Origin of the sequence: Acinetobacter sp. MD2 (genome assembly GCF_035615575.1) — a bacterium.
Lineage (GTDB): Bacteria > Pseudomonadota > Gammaproteobacteria > Pseudomonadales > Moraxellaceae > Acinetobacter.
Genome location: NZ_VTDK01000003.1, coordinates 68,064 through 86,052, shown reverse-complemented (window position 1 = coordinate 86,052; position 17,989 = coordinate 68,064). Strand labels below are relative to the sequence as shown.

Annotated in this window: 17 protein-coding genes; 9 read left to right on the top strand and 8 right to left on the bottom strand. The window is 41.5% G+C overall.

The genetic code is table 11. The features are described 5' to 3' along the window. Nucleotides 1-108: 108 nt before the first annotated feature. Complete coding sequence (locus FXN70_RS05460) at nucleotides 109-1,164, top strand: MBL fold metallo-hydrolase (RefSeq protein WP_324646462.1); 1,056 nt, start codon at nucleotides 109-111, stop codon at nucleotides 1,162-1,164. Between the two features lie 41 nt (nucleotides 1,165-1,205). Here the strand turns inward: FXN70_RS05460 and katG are convergent, their stop codons facing one another. Further along, complete coding sequence (katG, locus tag FXN70_RS05455; RefSeq protein ID WP_324646461.1) at nucleotides 1,206-3,398, bottom strand: catalase/peroxidase HPI; 2,193 nt, start codon at nucleotides 3,396-3,398, stop codon at nucleotides 1,206-1,208. 270 nt (nucleotides 3,399-3,668) lie between these two features. Between katG and FXN70_RS05450 the strand changes: the two genes are divergently transcribed. Further along, the gene (locus FXN70_RS05450) at nucleotides 3,669-3,860 is read left to right on the top strand and encodes a DUF7230 family protein (protein WP_324646460.1); all 192 of its coding nucleotides are present in this window, start codon (nucleotides 3,669-3,671) and stop codon (nucleotides 3,858-3,860) included. A 5-nt stretch (nucleotides 3,861-3,865) separates the two neighbouring features. Here FXN70_RS05450 and ptsP read toward each other — a convergent pair whose 3' ends face one another. Together ptsP and FXN70_RS05440 are read right to left on the bottom strand one after the other, a co-directional pair. Further along, nucleotides 3,866-6,160 carry a phosphoenolpyruvate--protein phosphotransferase gene (gene ptsP / locus FXN70_RS05445; protein ID WP_324646459.1) on the bottom strand — a complete coding sequence of 765 codons (2,295 nt, stop codon included), beginning with the start codon at nucleotides 6,158-6,160 and terminating at the stop codon, nucleotides 3,866-3,868. Between the two features lie 103 nt (nucleotides 6,161-6,263). Beyond that, a complete protein-coding gene (locus FXN70_RS05440; protein ID WP_324646458.1) occupies nucleotides 6,264-6,737 on the bottom strand; it encodes an RNA pyrophosphohydrolase in 474 nt (157 codons plus the stop codon). Between the two features lie 184 nt (nucleotides 6,738-6,921). Here FXN70_RS05440 and FXN70_RS05435 point away from each other — a divergent pair, with 184 nt between their 5' ends. Continuing rightward, complete coding sequence (locus FXN70_RS05435; protein ID WP_324646457.1) at nucleotides 6,922-7,572, top strand: HAD family hydrolase; 651 nt, start codon at nucleotides 6,922-6,924, stop codon at nucleotides 7,570-7,572. Between the two features lie 13 nt (nucleotides 7,573-7,585). On the opposite strand, the gene FXN70_RS05430 is transcribed toward FXN70_RS05435, so the two are convergent. Then, nucleotides 7,586-8,452, bottom strand: a complete 867-nt coding sequence (locus FXN70_RS05430; RefSeq protein WP_324646456.1) for a LysR family transcriptional regulator — start codon at nucleotides 8,450-8,452, stop codon at nucleotides 7,586-7,588. A 339-nt stretch (nucleotides 8,453-8,791) separates the two neighbouring features. Between FXN70_RS05430 and leuC the strand changes: the two genes are divergently transcribed. From leuC to FXN70_RS05405, 5 genes are all read left to right on the top strand, one after another. Further along, nucleotides 8,792-10,210 (top strand): 3-isopropylmalate dehydratase large subunit, encoded by a 1,419-nt coding sequence (gene leuC / locus FXN70_RS05425; RefSeq protein ID WP_324646455.1) that lies wholly within the window; start codon nucleotides 8,792-8,794, stop codon nucleotides 10,208-10,210. A gap of 12 nt (nucleotides 10,211-10,222) precedes the next feature. After that, nucleotides 10,223-10,867 carry a 3-isopropylmalate dehydratase small subunit gene (gene leuD, locus FXN70_RS05420; protein ID WP_324646454.1) on the top strand — a complete coding sequence of 215 codons (645 nt, stop codon included), beginning with the start codon at nucleotides 10,223-10,225 and terminating at the stop codon, nucleotides 10,865-10,867. Between the two features lie 111 nt (nucleotides 10,868-10,978). Continuing rightward, nucleotides 10,979-11,554: a hypothetical protein gene (locus tag FXN70_RS05415; RefSeq protein WP_324646453.1), complete on the top strand. Its 576-nt coding sequence runs from the start codon at nucleotides 10,979-10,981 to the stop codon at nucleotides 11,552-11,554. Nucleotides 11,555-11,603: 49 nt separating this feature from the next. Then, a complete protein-coding gene (leuB, locus tag FXN70_RS05410) occupies nucleotides 11,604-12,689 on the top strand; it encodes a 3-isopropylmalate dehydrogenase (protein ID WP_324646452.1) in 1,086 nt (361 codons plus the stop codon). A 79-nt stretch (nucleotides 12,690-12,768) separates the two neighbouring features. Next, entirely contained in the window at nucleotides 12,769-13,137 is a 369-nt protein-coding gene (locus FXN70_RS05405) for a lysozyme inhibitor LprI family protein (RefSeq protein ID WP_324646451.1), read from the top strand. 58 nt (nucleotides 13,138-13,195) lie between these two features. Here the strand turns inward: FXN70_RS05405 and infA are convergent, their stop codons facing one another. Continuing rightward, entirely contained in the window at nucleotides 13,196-13,417 is a 222-nt protein-coding gene (infA, locus tag FXN70_RS05400) for a translation initiation factor IF-1 (RefSeq protein ID WP_004920223.1), read from the bottom strand. A gap of 227 nt (nucleotides 13,418-13,644) precedes the next feature. Here infA and FXN70_RS05395 point away from each other — a divergent pair, with 227 nt between their 5' ends. After that, on the top strand, nucleotides 13,645-14,655 hold the full coding sequence (locus FXN70_RS05395; protein ID WP_324646450.1) for an AraC family transcriptional regulator: 1,011 nt from the start codon (nucleotides 13,645-13,647) through the stop codon (nucleotides 14,653-14,655). Nucleotides 14,656-14,659: 4 nt separating this feature from the next. Here the strand turns inward: FXN70_RS05395 and truA are convergent, their stop codons facing one another. Genes truA through FXN70_RS05380 form a run of 3 tightly spaced genes read right to left on the bottom strand, consistent with a single transcriptional unit; the run spans nucleotide 14,660 to nucleotide 17,978 of the window. Further along, entirely contained in the window at nucleotides 14,660-15,463 is an 804-nt protein-coding gene (truA, locus tag FXN70_RS05390; RefSeq protein ID WP_324646449.1) for a tRNA pseudouridine(38-40) synthase TruA, read from the bottom strand. 9 nt (nucleotides 15,464-15,472) lie between these two features. Further along, nucleotides 15,473-16,441: an asparaginase gene (locus tag FXN70_RS05385; RefSeq protein ID WP_324646448.1), complete on the bottom strand. Its 969-nt coding sequence runs from the start codon at nucleotides 16,439-16,441 to the stop codon at nucleotides 15,473-15,475. A gap of 49 nt (nucleotides 16,442-16,490) precedes the next feature. Continuing rightward, entirely contained in the window at nucleotides 16,491-17,978 is a 1,488-nt protein-coding gene (locus FXN70_RS05380; RefSeq protein ID WP_324646447.1) for a hypothetical protein, read from the bottom strand. Between the last annotated feature and the right edge of the window lie 11 nt (nucleotides 17,979-17,989).

Below are 17,989 nucleotides of genomic sequence, written 5' to 3'. Positions count from 1 at the left end.
TTGCACAATGCTGCAAGTTGGCATTGTTGCTGCATGTTTCTAGCCAAAATTGGCTGCACCATTTGCTAGCAAAACTTTTAGTGATAAAACAGACGATATTATTTGAATATGGATCCGAAAAAAACCACATTACATTACCAATTACCCAGCAAAAATTGTTGGACGCATGTTGTGACACAGCCAAAAACCAATTTTGTCTATTCAGCACAATTTAATGCGGGACGTTTTCATAATGGATTTTCAAATAAGCCACAAGGGTTTACATGGAGCCTGCTAAAGTGGATTTTGTCACGTAAGCATGCAAGCTGGGCTGTTGATCGCGAACAGATTTTTGCCCGTCAGCAAGCTTTAGTACATGAAATTCCACAAGCGCGTCCAAATGCCGATTTAAATGATTGGAAGGTTTGGTTTATTGGTCACGCTACAGTTTTAATTCAAATTGGGCCATTTAACTTTTTAACAGACCCCGTTTGGGCTGAATATGCGGGGCCAAAACAAGGATTTGGACCACGACGCATGTGCCCTGCGGGTCTTGCACTTGAGCAGTTACCGCAAATTCATGCGGTATTACTCAGTCATAATCATTATGACCATATGGATTTGGCAACATTAACATGGTTGCAGAAAAAATTTGCCATGCCCATTTATACAGGGCTGGGTAATCGGGCTTATTTGCCGAAGTCTTGGAATGTGATTGAACTGGATTGGTGGCAAGTAGCAGAGTGTCATGGTTTCGAAATTGTTTACACACCTGCACAGCATGGTTCAGGGCGTGGGCTGCGTGACCAAAACTTAGCGTTGTGGGGCGGTTTTTGTATAAAACTGGGTTCGCAATACGGATTCTTTGCGGGTGATACTGCTTATGCCAATCATTTTAAAGAGATTCACTCACGGTTTGGTGCACCACGCTTTGCACTGCTTCCAATAGGAGCTTATGAACCGCGTGAATTAATGCGTTATGTGCATATGAATCCACAAGAGGCTTTTCGGGCACATCAAGATTTGCATGCACAGCGTTCAATTGCGATTCATTATCGAACATTCCAACTGACCGATGAGGCACAAGATGCACCTGAACGGGCGTTAGATGATGCAATGAAACATTCCTCAAAATTAATGAACCCTTTTTATTGTATTAAAGAAGGGCATAAGCTTAAGGTTTAAAAAAATGGGCGAAAATATTCGCCCATTTCTTATGTTGCTGTTTAGTTATTTAGATCAAAGCGGTCAAGTTCAGTGACTTTGCCCCAAGCATCAACAAAATCATGTACGAATTTTTCTTTGGCATCGTCACTGGCATACACTTCTGCAAGTGAACGTAAGATTGAATTTGAGCCAAAAACCAAGTCGCTACGTGTTGCAGTCCATTTGAGCTCGCCTGTATTGCGATTATAGCCATTGAAAATTTGGCGTTTCGGACTCGTCGCTTGCCATGTGGTATCCATATCAAGCAAATTTACGAAGAAGTCATTGCTTAACATGTCTTTTTGCTTGGTAAAGACGCCATGCTGTTCATGGCTGATATTTAAAACACGCAATCCACCAATCAATACCGTAAGTTCTGGTGCAGTAAGCGTGAGTAATTGCGCACGGTCAATCAATAGAGCTTCAGCAGGAATTGGATATACCGTTTTTTCATAGTTGCGGAAACCGTCGACACTTGGTTCAAGCGGTGCAAAAGATGCAACATCAGTTTGTTCTTGGGTTGCATCCGTACGGCCAGCATGGAATTTTACCTCAATCGATACACCTGCATTCTGTGCAGCTTGTTCAACAGCACTATTGCCTGCCAAAATAATCAAATCGGCGATTGAGACTTGTTTATCTGTATGTGCGGCATTAAATTGCTGTTGAATGTGTTCTAAAGTTGCAAGAACACGGCTGAGCTGTTCAGGTTGATTCACTTCCCAATCTTTTTGCGGTGCAAGACGAATACGTGCGCCATTTGCACCACCACGTTTGTCTGAACCTCTGAAGGTCGAAGCTGATGCCCAAGCCGTAGCAACACGTTCTGAAATTGAAAGTCCTGAGTCGATAATTTGTTGTTTCAATGCGTGAATATCGGTTGCATCAATTAAAGGATGGTTAGCTTTAGGCAATGGGTCTTGCCAAATCAGATCTTCACTTGGTATTTCTGGGCCTAAATAGCGTGATTTTGGCCCCATGTCCCGATGGGTCAATTTAAACCATGCCCGTGCAAATGCATCTTTTAACTGTTCGGGCTGTTCAAGAAAACGCCGTGCAATTTTTTCATATGCAGGGTCGAAACGTAGTGATAAATCAGTGGTCAACATGGCAGGGGCAATGCGCTTATTGGGGTCGTGTGCATGGGGAACAGTACCTGCACCTGCATTGTCTTTAGGTTGCCATTGGTGTGCACCCGCAGGGCTTTTGGTGAGTTCCCATTCGTAACCAAATAAATTATTTAAAAAACCATGACTCCATTGGGTTGGCGTAGAAGTCCAAGTGACTTCAAGCCCACTGGTAATGGTATCTGCACCTTTGCCTGTACCAAAATTATTGTGCCAGCCTAAACCTTGTGCTTCTAGCTCTGCCGCTTCTGGATTGGTAGCAACATGGCTATCAGGTGCTGCACCATGTGTTTTGCCGAAGGTGTGACCGCCAACAATCAATGCCACAGTTTCTTCATCATCCATTGCCATACGTGCAAAAGTTTCACGAATATCATGTGCTGCTGCAACAGGGTCAGGAATACCTTCGGGGCCTTCTGGATTCACATAAATTAAGCCCATATGAGTTGCAGCTAATGGTTTTTCTAAGTCGCGATTGCTTGAAAAGCGTTTGTCGCTACCAAGCCATGTCGTTTCTGAACCCCAATACACGTCTTCATCAGGTGCCCAAACATCTTCACGGCCACCTGCAAAGCCAAAGGTTTTAAAACCCATAGATTCTAAGGCTACATTTCCTGTCAGAATCATTAAATCGGCCCAAGAAATTTGCTGACCATATTTTTGTTTAATTGGCCACAAAAGACGACGTGCTTTGTCTAAGCTGACATTATCGGGCCAACTGTTTAGAGGAGCAAAGCGTTGTTGTCCACGCCCCGCACCACCACGACCGTCTTCAATTCTGTATGTCCCTGCACTATGCCATGCCATACGAATAAAGAGTGGCCCATAGTGGCCAAAATCTGCTGGCCACCAATCTTGCGAATCGGTCATGAGCGCGTGTAAATCTTGTTTAAGTGCATTTAAGTCAAGGCTGTTAAACGCTTCGCTATAGTTGAAATTTGAATGAAGCGGATTGGTTTTATTGGAATGTTGGCTAAGTAAATCAACTCTTAAGTGATTGGGCCACCAATCTTGATTGGTTGTGCCTTCACCTGCTGCATGTTGAGTGTGTTTACCCGAAAAAGGGCATTTTGCTTGTTCAGACATCTTGTTCTCCTAACAGCTGGTATTTATATTGAAAAAATAAGGTACTGGCGCTGGATGTTTCATCATCAATATGGTTAAGCATAAAATGTGGATTATTATTAATCAAATTGATTAATTCTCTATTTGTGATTGTTTTTGGCAATAACCATCATTTTATGTCAAATGGAACTGGCGTTATTTGCATCCCTAAATAAAAGGCGTATAATTTTTACTCTAACTTCAAATTGAACTTGAAAATAGAGATTGATTGTAATTGGCTTGAGGTGTTTGATGAAGAATCACAAACAGTCGCCGCAAACGCAAATTATGCGTAATTTGGTGGCGAAAAATATGTATGAGTTTCAACGGAGTCATGTTTTTGTAGATCGAAAGAAAGACTCAAAGCGAGGTAAAACCAAGCACAAAAAAGAGCGATATTCTTGCGAAGATCGCTCTTTTTTTATACCTATTGGATGGGCTTAACTGCCTTAAGCTGTCACCATGCGGTTACTTTTGACCATATCGGCTAAGCCATGATTTTTAAAATAATGCTCTAACCAACTTTTGATTAATAACGGATTATTTAAATGAACAACATGTTCAAGCAGGGCCTCGGCATCGCTCATTGGCGTTAAACAAATGGCTTTACGCACCCGTAAAATATTACTTGAACTCATTGATAAGGTATTAAAACCCATCGCCATAAGTAAAATTGCCGACAATGGATCTCCTGCCATTTCACCACAAATACTAACAGGACGGTCATTACGGTGACAATCTTTCACAAGTTTTTGTAATGAACGCAAAACCGAAGGATGAAAGTGTGAATAGACACTTGAAACCCGTGGATTGTTTCGATCGACTGCCAATAAATATTGAATTAAGTCGTTTGAGCCCACCGAGAAAAAGTCGACCAAGGGTGCAAATTCATCAATTTGCAGCAACACACTTGGCACTTCGACCATAATCCCAATTTTAGGCTTATTAATTTTGACTTGTTCTTCTTCTTGTACCGCAACCCAGTCGCGTTCAAGGAGGTATAAGACTTCCTCAACTTCACTGACGCTTGTGACCATCGGCAGTAAAATATGTAAATTATTTAAGCCAATGCTGGCTTTGAGCATGGCACGGATTTGAGACGAAAAAATTTCAGGATGATCAAGCGTAAAGCGTAAACCACGCCAACCGAGTGCCGAGTTTTCTTCTTCAATACTAAAATATGGCAAGTCTTTGTCCGCACCAATATCCAGCGTGCGCATTGTGACAGGTTTATTGGCAAAATGACTGAGTTGTTGACGATAAATGGCACGCTGTTCTTCTTCGCCAGGGAAGCGGTCACGCAGCATAAATGGAATTTCACTGCGATATAAACCAACGCCTTTCGCACCACGTTGCACACCACGAACCACGTCAATCATCAAGCCTGTATTGACCAAAAGTTTGACTTCAACACCATCGGGGGTAATAGCATCTTTGGTTTCGTACTGTTTTAAATCTTTGGCGATTTGTTCTTCTTCTTTTTGAATCTCTTTATAACGCTGACGCAAACGCCGTGGTGGATGAATAAACACCCGACCTTGATAGGCATCGACAATCATTTCGACATCATCAAGTGTGGTGATGGGTAATTCAGTGACGCCCACCACTGTTGGAATGCCGAGTGCACGGGCAACAATCACCATGTGTGAATTTGCTGCACCTTCAGTCGTAACAATCGCTGCAATTTTATCGACAGGTAATTCAACCAATGCGGCTGTACTAATTTCTTCGCCAATTAAAATACTGTCTGAACTAAGCTCGCGATGCCCTGAATCTGCTTCTTGTAAAGATGCTAAAATACGCCGACCTAAATCTTTAAGGTCAGACACGCGTTCGCGTAAATAGTCATCTTCCATTTGTGCAAACACAGCAATATGTTTGTCGAGTACACGGCGCACCGCACCTTGTGCCCAATGCCCCTCACGAATAATTTCTTTAATTTCGGCAGGTAATGCATTTTCATCTAACATACGCAAAAATACGCTAAACAGGGCGCGTTCTTCCGACATTAATGAGTCTTGCATTTTGTGGTCAAGCGATTGAATTTCTTCACGTACGCTGTGAATGGCATGGTCGAGTAATTCGAGCTCTTCGCTAATGTCTTCAGCATCACGGTCGGGAACAGCAGCTAAGTCGGCAGGTGGATAGAGTACCACTGCACGACCTAAAGCAATGCCGCCTGAACCTGCAACTCCTTGATAGGTTTTGTAGTTCGATAAACTGTTGGGTTTGCGAAAGACTTCAATATTGCCGACTGCATGGGCATGGGCAATCACGCCCGATAATTGTGCGCATAGCGTCACTAAAAAGGATTCGGCGGCTTCGCTAAAGTCTTGTGGTTCACGGTTTTGTACGACTAAAACACCCATTACTTTACGGCGATACATGACGGGAACGCCCATAAAGGAATTATAAAGTTCTTCGCCTGTTTCGGGGAAATACGCATAGCGTTCATGTTGCGCGGCGTTGTCTAAGTTGACAATTTCTTCACGTTGTCCAACCAAACCCACTAAGCCTTCGCCAACTTGTAACGACACAGTGCCGACTGCTTCGGCATTTAAGCCTTTGGTCGCCATTAAAATATAACGTTGATTACGTTCATCAAGTAAATAAATCGAACATACATCGACATCCATCGCCTCAGAAACCTGATTGACCATGATGTCTAGAGATTCATGCAAACTCGCAGACGCATTGATTTCCTGAACAATCCGTCTGAGGGTGTCTAATTGCATGTTCGACATAAATGCATACTCCCAAGCATTATATTTTAGATTTTGGAGCTTTAGTTATAACAGTCCCAAAGCTGAAAAGCATTCACTAAAAATGTCTTTTTTAAGAAAGTTGTTAAGCGGGCAAATATGGACATAATTCTGCCATTGCTCGGCGATAAACATCGCGTTTGAAACTCACCACTTGCCCAAGTGGATACCAATAGCTGACCCACTGCCATTGGTCGAATTCGGCAGGGTCGGACAGGTCTAGTTGAATATGCCGAGCAGGCACAATCAAGCGTAATAAAAACCATTTTTGCTTTTGGCCAATACATACTGGTTCACTTCCTGAACGAATGTATCGGTTTGGCAAACGATAGCGCAACCAACCTGTGGTTTGCGCAACAATTTGGACATGTTCAGGCGATAAACCGATCTCTTCTTTGAGTTCGCGGAAGAGCGCCTGCTCTGGGGTTTCGCCGTATTGGATTCCTCCTTGCGGAAACTGCCAAGCATTGTGACCAATGCGTTTTGCCCATAGAACCTGTCCGTTATCGTTTGCCAAAATGATCCCGACATTGGGTCGGAAACCTTCAGAGTCGATCATTTGGCTACCTAAATTGTTGCTCTTACTGGCTTTGATTTTGGGGACTTATAAATTTTGTTCGTCCAACACAAAAAAAGCGCGAAGAATATTGGTAAAAATTGCTATGATCTTAACGAATTTCTTGCCGTTAGCGGGAATAGATTTACATTTTTTTTCTTTATTTTCAGTTTGAACGAGAATTTTCATGAAATTGGCTTTATTTGATCTTGATCACACCTTGTTAAATACCGACTCAGACCATTCTTGGGGTGAATTTTTAGTCAATGAAGGCTTGGTTGATGCGTTACGTCATCGCCAAATCAATGATCAATTTTATGAAGATTATAAAGCAGGGCAATTAAATCCAATTGCATATAATGAATTTGTTTTTGAATTCTTAACTCAAAATTCAAATGAGCGTTTACAACAATTGCATGATTTATTTATGCAAAAAGTGATTCGTCCGCAAATGCGCCCCGAAGGATTCAAAGCGATTGAACAGCACAAAGCGTTAGGTCATCAATTGGTGGGAATTACCGCAACCAGCGATTTTATCACTGCCCCAATTTTTAAAGCTTTTGGTATTGATGACGTGATTGCGACTCGTGCTGAAATGAAGGATGGGCATTACACAGGTAAAGTAGCAGGTTTACCGTGTTATCAACAAGGTAAATTAGTCCGTTTAAATGAATGGTTAGCGGGTCGTGCGGTTGCTGAATCTTGGGCTTATTCAGATTCGATTAATGATCGCTTTTTATTGGAATATGCCGACCATGCCATTGCTGTGAATCCTGATGAGCGCTTAGCTGAATTAGCCAAACAACAGGATTGGGCAATTCAAGATTGGTCAATTTAAACTGCTAATGCCATCAAGTTGATGGCATCATTAAATCAATTAAAGCTTGCATAGCACGGGATTGCGTGCGTGCAGGATGCCACACCATGCCTAATTCGCGTTGTAATTGTAAATCTAAGTTCAACACCACTAAGTCTTGATTGACCAAAGTTTTAGGTAAAACCGACCAACCTAAGCCAATAGATACCAACATCCGAATGGATTCTAAAGGATTATTACTCATGGTGATTTTGGGTTTAAGCCCCTGTTTTTCAAAAGCCGCAAGGGTGATTTGACTGGTATAGGTTTTAGCAGCAGGCAATAGACTAGGATAGGCCATTAAATCTTGCAATTGTAACTGTGGTTGCTGCGCCAATGGATGAAAGGGCGCAACCACAAACACTAAAGGATCAATCCAGATTTGCTGATATTGAAGTCGTTCATCACCTATCGGTGGTAAAGTCAAAAATGCAAACTCTAAGTCGCCCGCAAGTACTTGTTCATGGGCTTGTTCTGAATCAACAAAATGCACATCTAAGGTCACATCGGGATAATTTTGCACATACTGTTTTAAATAGTGCGGTAAATAGTGCAAACCTAAGTGGTGACTCGTCCCAATTTTAAGTCGTCCTTGTACTTTTTGTTGTTGGTGACTTAAGGTGTGGTGCATGTCGCCTAGTTCATTCATCCACATTTTAATTTTGGGCAATAACAAATGTGCGCTGTGGGTGGGTTGAATGCCACGTCCTGCCGACTCAAATAAAGTTGTACCAAAGTATTCTTCTAAACTGTGAATCCGCTTGGTAACCGCAGGTTGGGTAATAAATAGTTGATCGGCGGCCAAAGAAATTGAACCTGTTTCCATTACTTTAATAAATGCATCAAAAGCAGCAAGATTCATTGAACAGCACCGATAACCAAATTTTATTGATTTTGTATTATTAATAAATTTTAAATATTAATCAAAGTGAATGATGTATTTGATTGTGAATTGCTTTGATCAACTAAGAGGGTTTGGGGTGAGAGCTATGTATTTTTTGCTCGACAATCACTTGCGGTTTAAAGCATATAATGTGTTAAGGTCATCAGTATAAAATGATGAGAAGACGGAATTTAATTCATTCCTATAAGTTTTTTAATTCATAAAAATGATAAATTAGTTTTATGTTTAAAGCGCGTTATAATCATTTTAATGACAAAAATACCCAGTCCAATGGCAAGCACGATGGAGAGCGACGACATGGCAGGCAAGACTTTATATGACAAATTGTGGGACGATCACTTGGTAAAACAACGTGATGATGGTTCGAGTTTGATTTATATCGACCGCCATTTATTGCATGAAGTGACTAGTCCACAAGCCTTTGAAGGCTTGCAGCTTGCGGGGCGTCAACCTTGGCGTTTAAGTGCCAATGTGGCAACACCTGACCATAATGTGCCAACCTCTAAACAAGAGCGTGAACAAGGGATTTCAGGCATTGAAGATGCTACCTCACGCATTCAAGTACAAACCTTAGATGACAACTGTAAAACCTTTAATGTGGTGCAGTTCGACATCAATGATATTCGCCAAGGGATTGCACATGTGGTTGGGCCTGAACAAGGTTTGACTTTGCCGGGCATGACGGTGGTGTGCGGTGATTCACATACTGCAACGCATGGCGCATTTGGTTGCTTAGCACATGGTATTGGTACATCAGAAGTTGAGCATGTATTGGCAACCCAATGCTTGGTTCAAAAGAAAATGAAGAATATGTTGGTGCGGGTTGATGGCGTTTTGGGTCAAGGCGTAACATCTAAAGATGTGGTTTTAGCGATTATTGGTCAAATTGGTACGGCTGGCGGTACGGGACATGCAATTGAGTTTGGTGGTCAAGTCTTCCGTGATATGTCGATTGAAGGGCGTATGACCGTGTGTAATATGGCCATTGAAGCAGGCGCACGTGTTGGCATGGTCGCGGTAGATAACACCACAATTGACTATGTTAAAAACCGTCCGTATGCACCAAAAGGCGAACAATGGGATGCTGCGGTAGAATATTGGAATACGTTGCATTCAGATGTCGATGCACATTTCGATACGGTTGTGGTGTTAAAGGGTGAAGAGATTGAGCCGCAAGTGTCGTGGGGAACCTCGCCTGAAATGGTGATTCCCGTATCGCAAGCTGTACCTACCTTAGAACAAGCTAAAGATGAAGTGCAGCGTAACGATTGGACACGTGCCTATCAATATATGGGGTTACACGCCGGTCAAGCCTTGGCAGACATTCAAATTGACCGTGTCTTTATTGGTTCATGTACCAACTCACGTATTGAAGATATTCGTGCTGCTGCCGAAGTGATTAAAGGGCGTAAAGTTGCCAATACCATTAAGCAAGCCATGATTGTGCCGGGCTCAGGCTTAGTGAAACAACAAGCTGAACAAGAAGGTTTAGATCAAGTATTTTTGGCTGCTGGTTTTGAGTGGCGTGAACCGGGTTGTTCGATGTGTTTGGCTATGAACGCAGATAAATTACAACCGGGCGAGCATTGTGCTTCGACTTCAAACCGTAACTTTGAAGGTCGCCAAGGGAACGGCGGACGAACCCATTTGGTCAGTCCAGCAATGGCAGCAGCGGCTGCAATTGCTGGTCATTTTGTTGATGTACGTTCATTCTAAGGGATAAAAAGCATGAAAAAATATACAGTTGAACACGGTATTGTTGCACCTTTAGATCGTGCCAATGTCGACACTGACTTAATTATTCCAAAACAATTTTTAAAGTCGATTAAACGCACAGGTTTTGGTGATAACTTATTTGATGAATTACGTTATTTAGATGAAGGTTATTTGGGACAAGACATTACTAAACGCCCAAAAAATCCAGAATTCGTATTGAATCAACCGCGTTATCAAGGCTCAAGCATTTTATTGGCGCGTGCCAATTTTGGTTGTGGCTCGAGCCGTGAGCATGCGCCTTGGGCATTGAATGAATATGGCTTTCGCACCGTGATTGCACCAAGTTATGCCGATATTTTCTTTAATAACTCATTTAAAAATGGCATGTTGCCTGTAATTTTAACTGAAGTTGAAGTTGATCAATTATTTAAAGAATGTGTTGCAGAAGAAGGCTATCAGTTAACGGTAGATTTAGCTGCACAAGAAGTGCGTACACCTGCGGGCAGTGTTTTTAAGTTTGAGGTCGATCCATTTCGTAAGCATTGCTTGTTAAATGGTTTAGATGATATTGGCTTAACTTTGCAAGATGCTGATTTAATTCGTGAATACGAGAAAAAGAGCCAAAAGAGCCGTTCATGGGTGTTTAATGCACTTTAAGTGGATGCTTTAGAATTGCAGTAGAACATGGCGTGATCGCTCAACACTTGCTAACATGGCGGTTTATTGAATCATCAATTGAATCTGATGGGGCATTGTTGGGCGATAGATATGCAGAACAAAAGCATTCGAAATGTTTTATTGGGCATGTGCGTAGTCTTATTAAGCGCATGTCAACATACACAGCAAGCCGTTGATACGATTGCAATTAAATATATTTCACCTGAGCAAAAAGCAGCGAGTGTTAAAATTTATTGTAATGGTACCCATGACTGTGAGTTTGAGCGTTTTGGAAATACGCCAATTGTGGACGATAGCACGCATTTGGTGAGTCACGAAGCCATTAAAAAAGGTTATGTGCGTTTAAATACCAAAACCATAGGCTATGCCAATGCGTTGTACTTAACAGTACCAGATCAGCAACATGAAGTGGCGATTCGATTTTATCCTATTTCAAAAGATCGTGCTGAAAAAATTATTGTGATTCATAACTTTAAAGCGAATCATAACTATACCTTTAGCATGTATCGTAACCGTAATAGAAGCGCTTCGGGCAGCTTATTGAATGTGTCTGTACCCGATCCACTTTGTGTGGTCTTGTTAGAAGATCAACGTGCGGTACGACGGTTTTGTAAACCATATAATGTCTTAACTGGTTTGGGCGAATTTGTAGAACAACGCATTTAATGGCAGTTGCACTGAAATTTAATACTTGAAAATGTTGATGGAACAAATAATGTCAAAGCAAATTTTAATTTTGGCCGGTGATGGAATTGGCCCTGAAATTATCAACGCAGCCGAAACTGTTTTAACTGCGGTGAACAATCAGTACCAACTTGGGTTGACATGGGAACATGGGTTACTTGGTGGTGCTGCAATTGATGCGCATGGTTCGCCTTATCCTGAAGTGACATCAAATCAAGCCAAACAAGCCGATGCAATTTTATTAGGCGCGGTTGGCGGGCCAAAATGGGATGCGATTGAACGTTCGATTCGTCCTGAACGTGGTCTATTAAAAATCCGTAGTGAATTAAGTTTGTTTGCAAATTTGCGCCCTGCAATTTTATATCCACAACTAGCCGATGCCTCAAGTTTAAAAGCAGAAGTGGTTGCAGGCTTAGATATTTTGATTGTACGTGAACTGACGGGTGGCATTTATTTTGGTCAACCGCGTGGTATTCGCGAACTTGAAAATGGCGAAAAGCAAGGTTACAACACCGACGTTTACTCAGAGTCTGAAATTAAGCGTATTGCCAAAGTTGCATTTGAAATGGCAAGTTTACGTGGTGGAAAAGTCTGTTCTGTCGATAAAGCCAATGTATTAGAAGTGACTGAGCTTTGGAAGCAAACAGTAACCGATTTAAAAGCTGCCGAATATCCAAATATCAATTTATCGCATATGTATGTAGACAATGCCGCGATGCAATTGGTACGTGCGCCAAAACAGTTTGATGTGATTGTAACGGGGAATTTGTTTGGCGATATTTTATCGGACGAAGCCGCAATGCTGACAGGTTCGATTGGGATGTTGCCATCGGCATCGCTAGATGAAAACGGTAAAGGCATGTATGAGCCGTGCCATGGTTCAGCACCTGATATTGCAGGGCAGAATGTGGCAAATCCATTAGCAACTATTTTATCGGTGGCAATGATGCTACGTTATACCTTCCGTGAAGAAGTCGCTGCCAAAGCCATTGAAGATGCCGTAGGCCGTGTTTTAGACCAAGGATTACGTACTGCCGATATTATGTCGGATGGCATGAACAAAGTTGGTACAAGCGAAATGGGTGCGGCTGTTGTGCGTGCATTACAAGCCAGTTAACTTGACCATTTGATTAAAAATTGACATTGATCACACATTCGCTTACCGTGGATGTGTGATTTTTTATAGAGAAAAAATAATGAAAAAAGTACTAATTGCGAGCTGTCTTACGGCGATGTCATCTTGGGCAATGGCGGATAATTGTGATAAAACACGCAATGTATATGATAGCGTTTATTGCAGCGATAAGATTTATGCGAGTGCTGATGCAGATTTAAATAAAAATTATCAATTGTTACGCAGTAAACTCAATACGCAGCAAAAAACCATTTTAAAACGTTCGCAAGTGGCTTGGATTAAAGCCCGTGATTCGCAATGCTCTGATGAAGGTGAAAAAACGGTTTATGTGGAATGTAATCTGCATCGAACCCAAGAGCGTAACCATTGGCTACAAGAACGCTTACGTGAATGTAAAACCATCGGATGCAAAACATCAGCACTGAATTGATGTATTAAAAGCCATAAAAAAAGCCACATTCTGATGTGGCTTTTTTTGCTTCTAATACTTAACGTGCACGGTAAGTAATACGACCTTTGCTTAAATCGTAAGGGGTCATTTCAACCTTTACATTATCGCCCGTTAAAATACGGATATAGTGTTTACGCATTTTGCCTGAAATATGCGCAATCACTTCGTGTCCGTTTTCTAAACGTACGCGAAACATAGTATTAGGAAGCGTCTCGGTGACAACGCCTTCGAACTCTATCAGTTCCTCTTTATTGGCCATAGCCTACCTAAATGAATAAAAATGAGAAGGTGCAAATTATATACAAAAGCTTGGAAAAAACAAGTCAGTACGAGGTGTTGTCGTGTGCTAAACATCATAAAATAAAACTGCCGCTTAAACTTTTATCACAAAAATTACTGAATCGGCGTTGTCAGTTTGGTCAATCATGGTTAATCTAAAAATAGATTTTTAAGTCAAAATGAATAACATACAAGGATGAATAATTTGTGGGTCAGCTAACCGATGCTTCAGTGGTGTTACGATTCGGCTATCAAGCGATGCGCCGTGCGGGTTTATCACCCGAAAAAATTCTAACCAAAGCAGGTGTAGCACTCAATCAACTTGAAAATAATCAAAGAACGCCTATAAGCGCACAGCATGCCTTTTGGCAAGCAGCAGCAGAAGTCAGCCAAGACCCGGACATTGGTTTGCATTTAGGAGAGCACTTGCCCTTATACCGTGGGCAAGTGATTGAACATTTATTTTTGAGTAGTGAAAATTTTGGTGATGGTTTAAAGCGTGCCTTGGCGTATCAGCGCTTAATTAGTGATGCATTTCATGCCAAATTGGTGATTGAAGAAGGGCGGTGTTATTTAAGCAATGGTATTCAAAAAAATGCCAATAGCGTGGTGAATCGCCAATTTTCAGAATGTGCAGTTTCGGGGATTTTACGATTTTTTAAATTTTTAACCGAAGGTGCGTTTCAACCCATTTTTATCGATTTTGATTTTAGTCAAGGTGCACCTATTGATGAATATTTGCGTGTCTATGAATGTCCTGTCAGTTTAGGACAAAAAGAAACACGTTTATATTTTGACGCTGAAATCTTAAATCATCCACTTTGGCAAGCTGACCCAGACTTGTTGCAATTGCATGAGCAATTGGCATTAGAAAAATTACAAGAATTAGAGCGTTATGACTTAATTGGTGATGTACGCCGTGCGATAGGCGCAACCTTAGAACAAGGCGAAACCACGCTTGAAACCGTTGCTCTACAATTAGGTTTAACTCCGCGACGGTTGCGTTCGCAGCTAAGTGATGCTCACACTAGCTTTCAACATATTTTGTCGGATTATCGTTGTCGGCTTGCAAAAAAATTATTATCCAATACCCATGAAAGTATTGAGCGTATTGTGTATTTAACTGGTTTTTCTGAACCGAGTACCTTCTATCGGGCGTTTAAGCGGTGGACCAATCAAACACCCGTAGAATATCGGAAACGTAAACAATCACGTTAGGTACTTATTCAGGCCAATTTAGCCATTGCGGCCCTAGTGTGATTTTTGGTAGTTGGTTTTGCAGCTCTTCAGGATAATACGCTTGGATAAAATACAAGCCATCGGCAGGGGCAGTGATTCCTGCCGCCTTACGATTTTGGGCAGCAAAAATGCTATCAATATGATCAACCTCATATTGTCCTTGTCCAATCTCAAGCAAACAGCCGACAATGTTGCGTACCATGTGGTGTAAAAAACCATCGGCTTGAATGTCTAAAATTAAAAATGGGCCATGCTGAGTTAAACGGCAATGTTTGACATGTCGTACAGGTTGATTTGATTGGCATGCTGCTGCGCGGAAGCTTTCAAAGTTATGTGTGCCTTCAAACTTTTGCGCGGCTTGCATCATCTTGGCAATATCAAGTGGATAATACGCATGTGTTACTTGCTTATATAGCAAAGCAGGGCGCATAGGTGCATGGTAAATCACATAGCGATAACGCCGTGCAATGGCTTTAAAGCGAGCATGAAAATCTTGCCCTACAGGTTGAATCCATGTCAGTGCAATATCTTTAGTCAATTGGCTATTTGCACCCATCAGCCAACCACGTTCAGGGCGAATAGCATTGGTCTCAAAATGCGCAACCATGTTGGTGGCATGTACCCCTGCATCGGTTCGTCCTGCACCATGTACAATAATCGGTTCGTCCGCAATTTTACTCAGTACCGTTTCTAAGGTTTCTTGAATGCTACGAACACCTGCTTGTTGGGTTTGCCAACCTTTAAAACGAGTACCGCAAAATTCAATTCCAATTGCATATCGTTGCATAAATTGTCCTTAAACCGTTAAGTCGTGCCAATGACTGAACCAGTCCTCAGCATGGTCATAATTTAAGTAGAGCTGTAAGGCTTTGGCATATAGGTCGGCATGGCCAAGCGTGTCGGTCACAATCATTCGGGCATCTTTCACCCAAGCACTCACGGCATAACGTTGGTCAATACCACCAAATGACACTTGAGTGGTTAAAACAGGGACGCAGCCTTGTGTAGTCAATTGTTTAATTAATGCCACAATCTCAGGATTGGTGACTAGGTTACCTGTGCCAAAACCTTGTAACACTAAAAAGTGTGGAGGTTGTTTTAAGATCAGTTGCAGATTCTGTTGAAGTGCATCAAATGTAATGGGTTGCATCATTAAATTAAGAATATTTAATGTTTTTGCTTTTTCAATATGTTGGCTTTGAACCAATGTTGCTGTTTCGCTACGGATAATTTCAGTTGTTGCAGGGATGCCTTGGAAAGCATTTAAATGCGTTGTATGTGCCTTTAATCCGCTACGTCCATGCAATAATTGCTGATGAAAAGCTAAATAGACCCCCGAAGCCACTTGAGTGACTTGTTCAAGTGCAAAGTCTAAATTATCTTTGGCATCCGTTTCAGAACGTACAGCAGTTGCTTCAGTGTTAAGCAATGGAAATTGGCTACCGGTTAAAATCACCTTGCAACTTGTGCCTAAGAAACGTGCTAAAACTGCGCTGGCATAGCTTAAAGTGTCGGTACCGTGGATCACCACAAAATGTTCAAATTGTGACTGTAAGCTTTGAATAAATTGAACCAGTGCTAACCAGTCTGCTGCTGTATAAGCACTACTGTCTTTAATCACAGGTGCGGCAAAACATTGTGTTTGGATATTTGCAGGCAAAGTGGCTTGCAGACGTGGTAAAAAGGTTTGATCAGGCATTGGGCTTAACGGTTCGCCAACACAGCCAAACGTCCCACCCATATAAATTAAAGCAATAGTTTTCATAAATAAAAAAGCAGCCAAAACTTGACTGCTTATGGTAGAACGAAGTGAATTAAGAAGCTATTTGATTTAGCAAATTTTTTGCTTGTTCTGCCTCATCTGCATCAAAATGCGGTTGGGCAGCTAATAAATCACGTGCAGCATCCGTTGCACCCAATTTGATATATTGCTCGGCCAAACGTAAATCAAGTTCAGTGCTCTTCATTGCTGCAAGTTCAGGGAACTGTTGTAAAATTGGATCAATATGTGCTGCAATATTTTCCACCAAAATAGGTGTTGTTGTCACAACTTCATCTTCAACTGTAGGCACTGTTGCTTCAAATTCCACAGCAGGCACTTCTGTTACAGCAGTGACAATTGGCTCACCTAAAGGTTCAAACGCAAAATCTAAAGCGGGTGCTTCAACTTTTGTTTCTTTTTCTTCAGTAACAACATCAACTTGCGTTTGAGCAATGGTTTCTGCCGTTTCGAATTCAAATTTGAACTCTGCAAATGGTGCAGTCAAGGAATCTTCTACACTTTGTTCAATGATGATTTCTTTGCTTGATGGCTCAAGTTTAAAGGTCGATAACGCAGGCTCAGGCTCTGGTGTAGAAACAAGTACATCACTTTTGGTTTCTGTGGCTGATGGTTCTAATTGAAAGTTAAACTCCATCAGATTTGAAGCAAGATCTTCTGAAACTTGTGCTGTTTTGGTTTCTTTTGCTGTAGGCTCAATTTGAATGTTTGAATCTGCAAAATCAAAATCTAAAACAGTTGCTGTCACATTAGTGGGTGAGGTTGATGATGGCCCTTTAGTTTCAATACTTGGTGTTTCAAGGCTGAAATTAAGTGTTGGTAGTGTAGTCGTGTCTTTAATAGCCTCAGATGTGAGGTCTAGATTTGTATCTACTTCATTCGTAACAAAAGCTTCTGAACTTTGTGCAGTTGACGAGGAATCTTGTTTTAAAGCATCAAAACTTACTAAGTCTGGAGTTGTTGGTGTTACTTGAGTAGAACTTTTATTTTCAAAATCAGCAGTATTCGATAATTGAGCAGGCTTATATTGAATTGTATCTCGTGTGTCTTTGTCCTTTTTTAAGGTGTCTTCAATATATTGAACAACATCTGATAATTGTAGTGCTCGTAGATGCGAACGTAATTGATCAAGAGCGAATGTATCTTGTTGGGCAATATGCACATTAGCAAGTAAGAAATAAAGCTCATATTGATCTTTATTTTGATTAAGTTGCTGATTAATCAGTGCCTCAGCTGTTCCAAAATTTTGTGTCTGAATGAGGCCTTCAATTTGGCTACGAAACTCAGGACTAATCTCCGCAGGTGCGGTTGGGCTAGCTTCAGCGGTTACAGGTGTTTCTGCTGCCGCTGTTTTCACTGCGTTTGAAGTCGAAGCGCTGCTCCCCTTGGCAGACTTCGCTTTCTTTTTCCCCTTTAAAGTTTGTGGTTTCTTGCTTTCGTTCTGTTGCTGAGTTGACTCACGTTTTTTCAGCACAATTGCGACCACAAGTAAAAGCACAAATGGAATAATGTAGATCAACATTTTGTTATCCT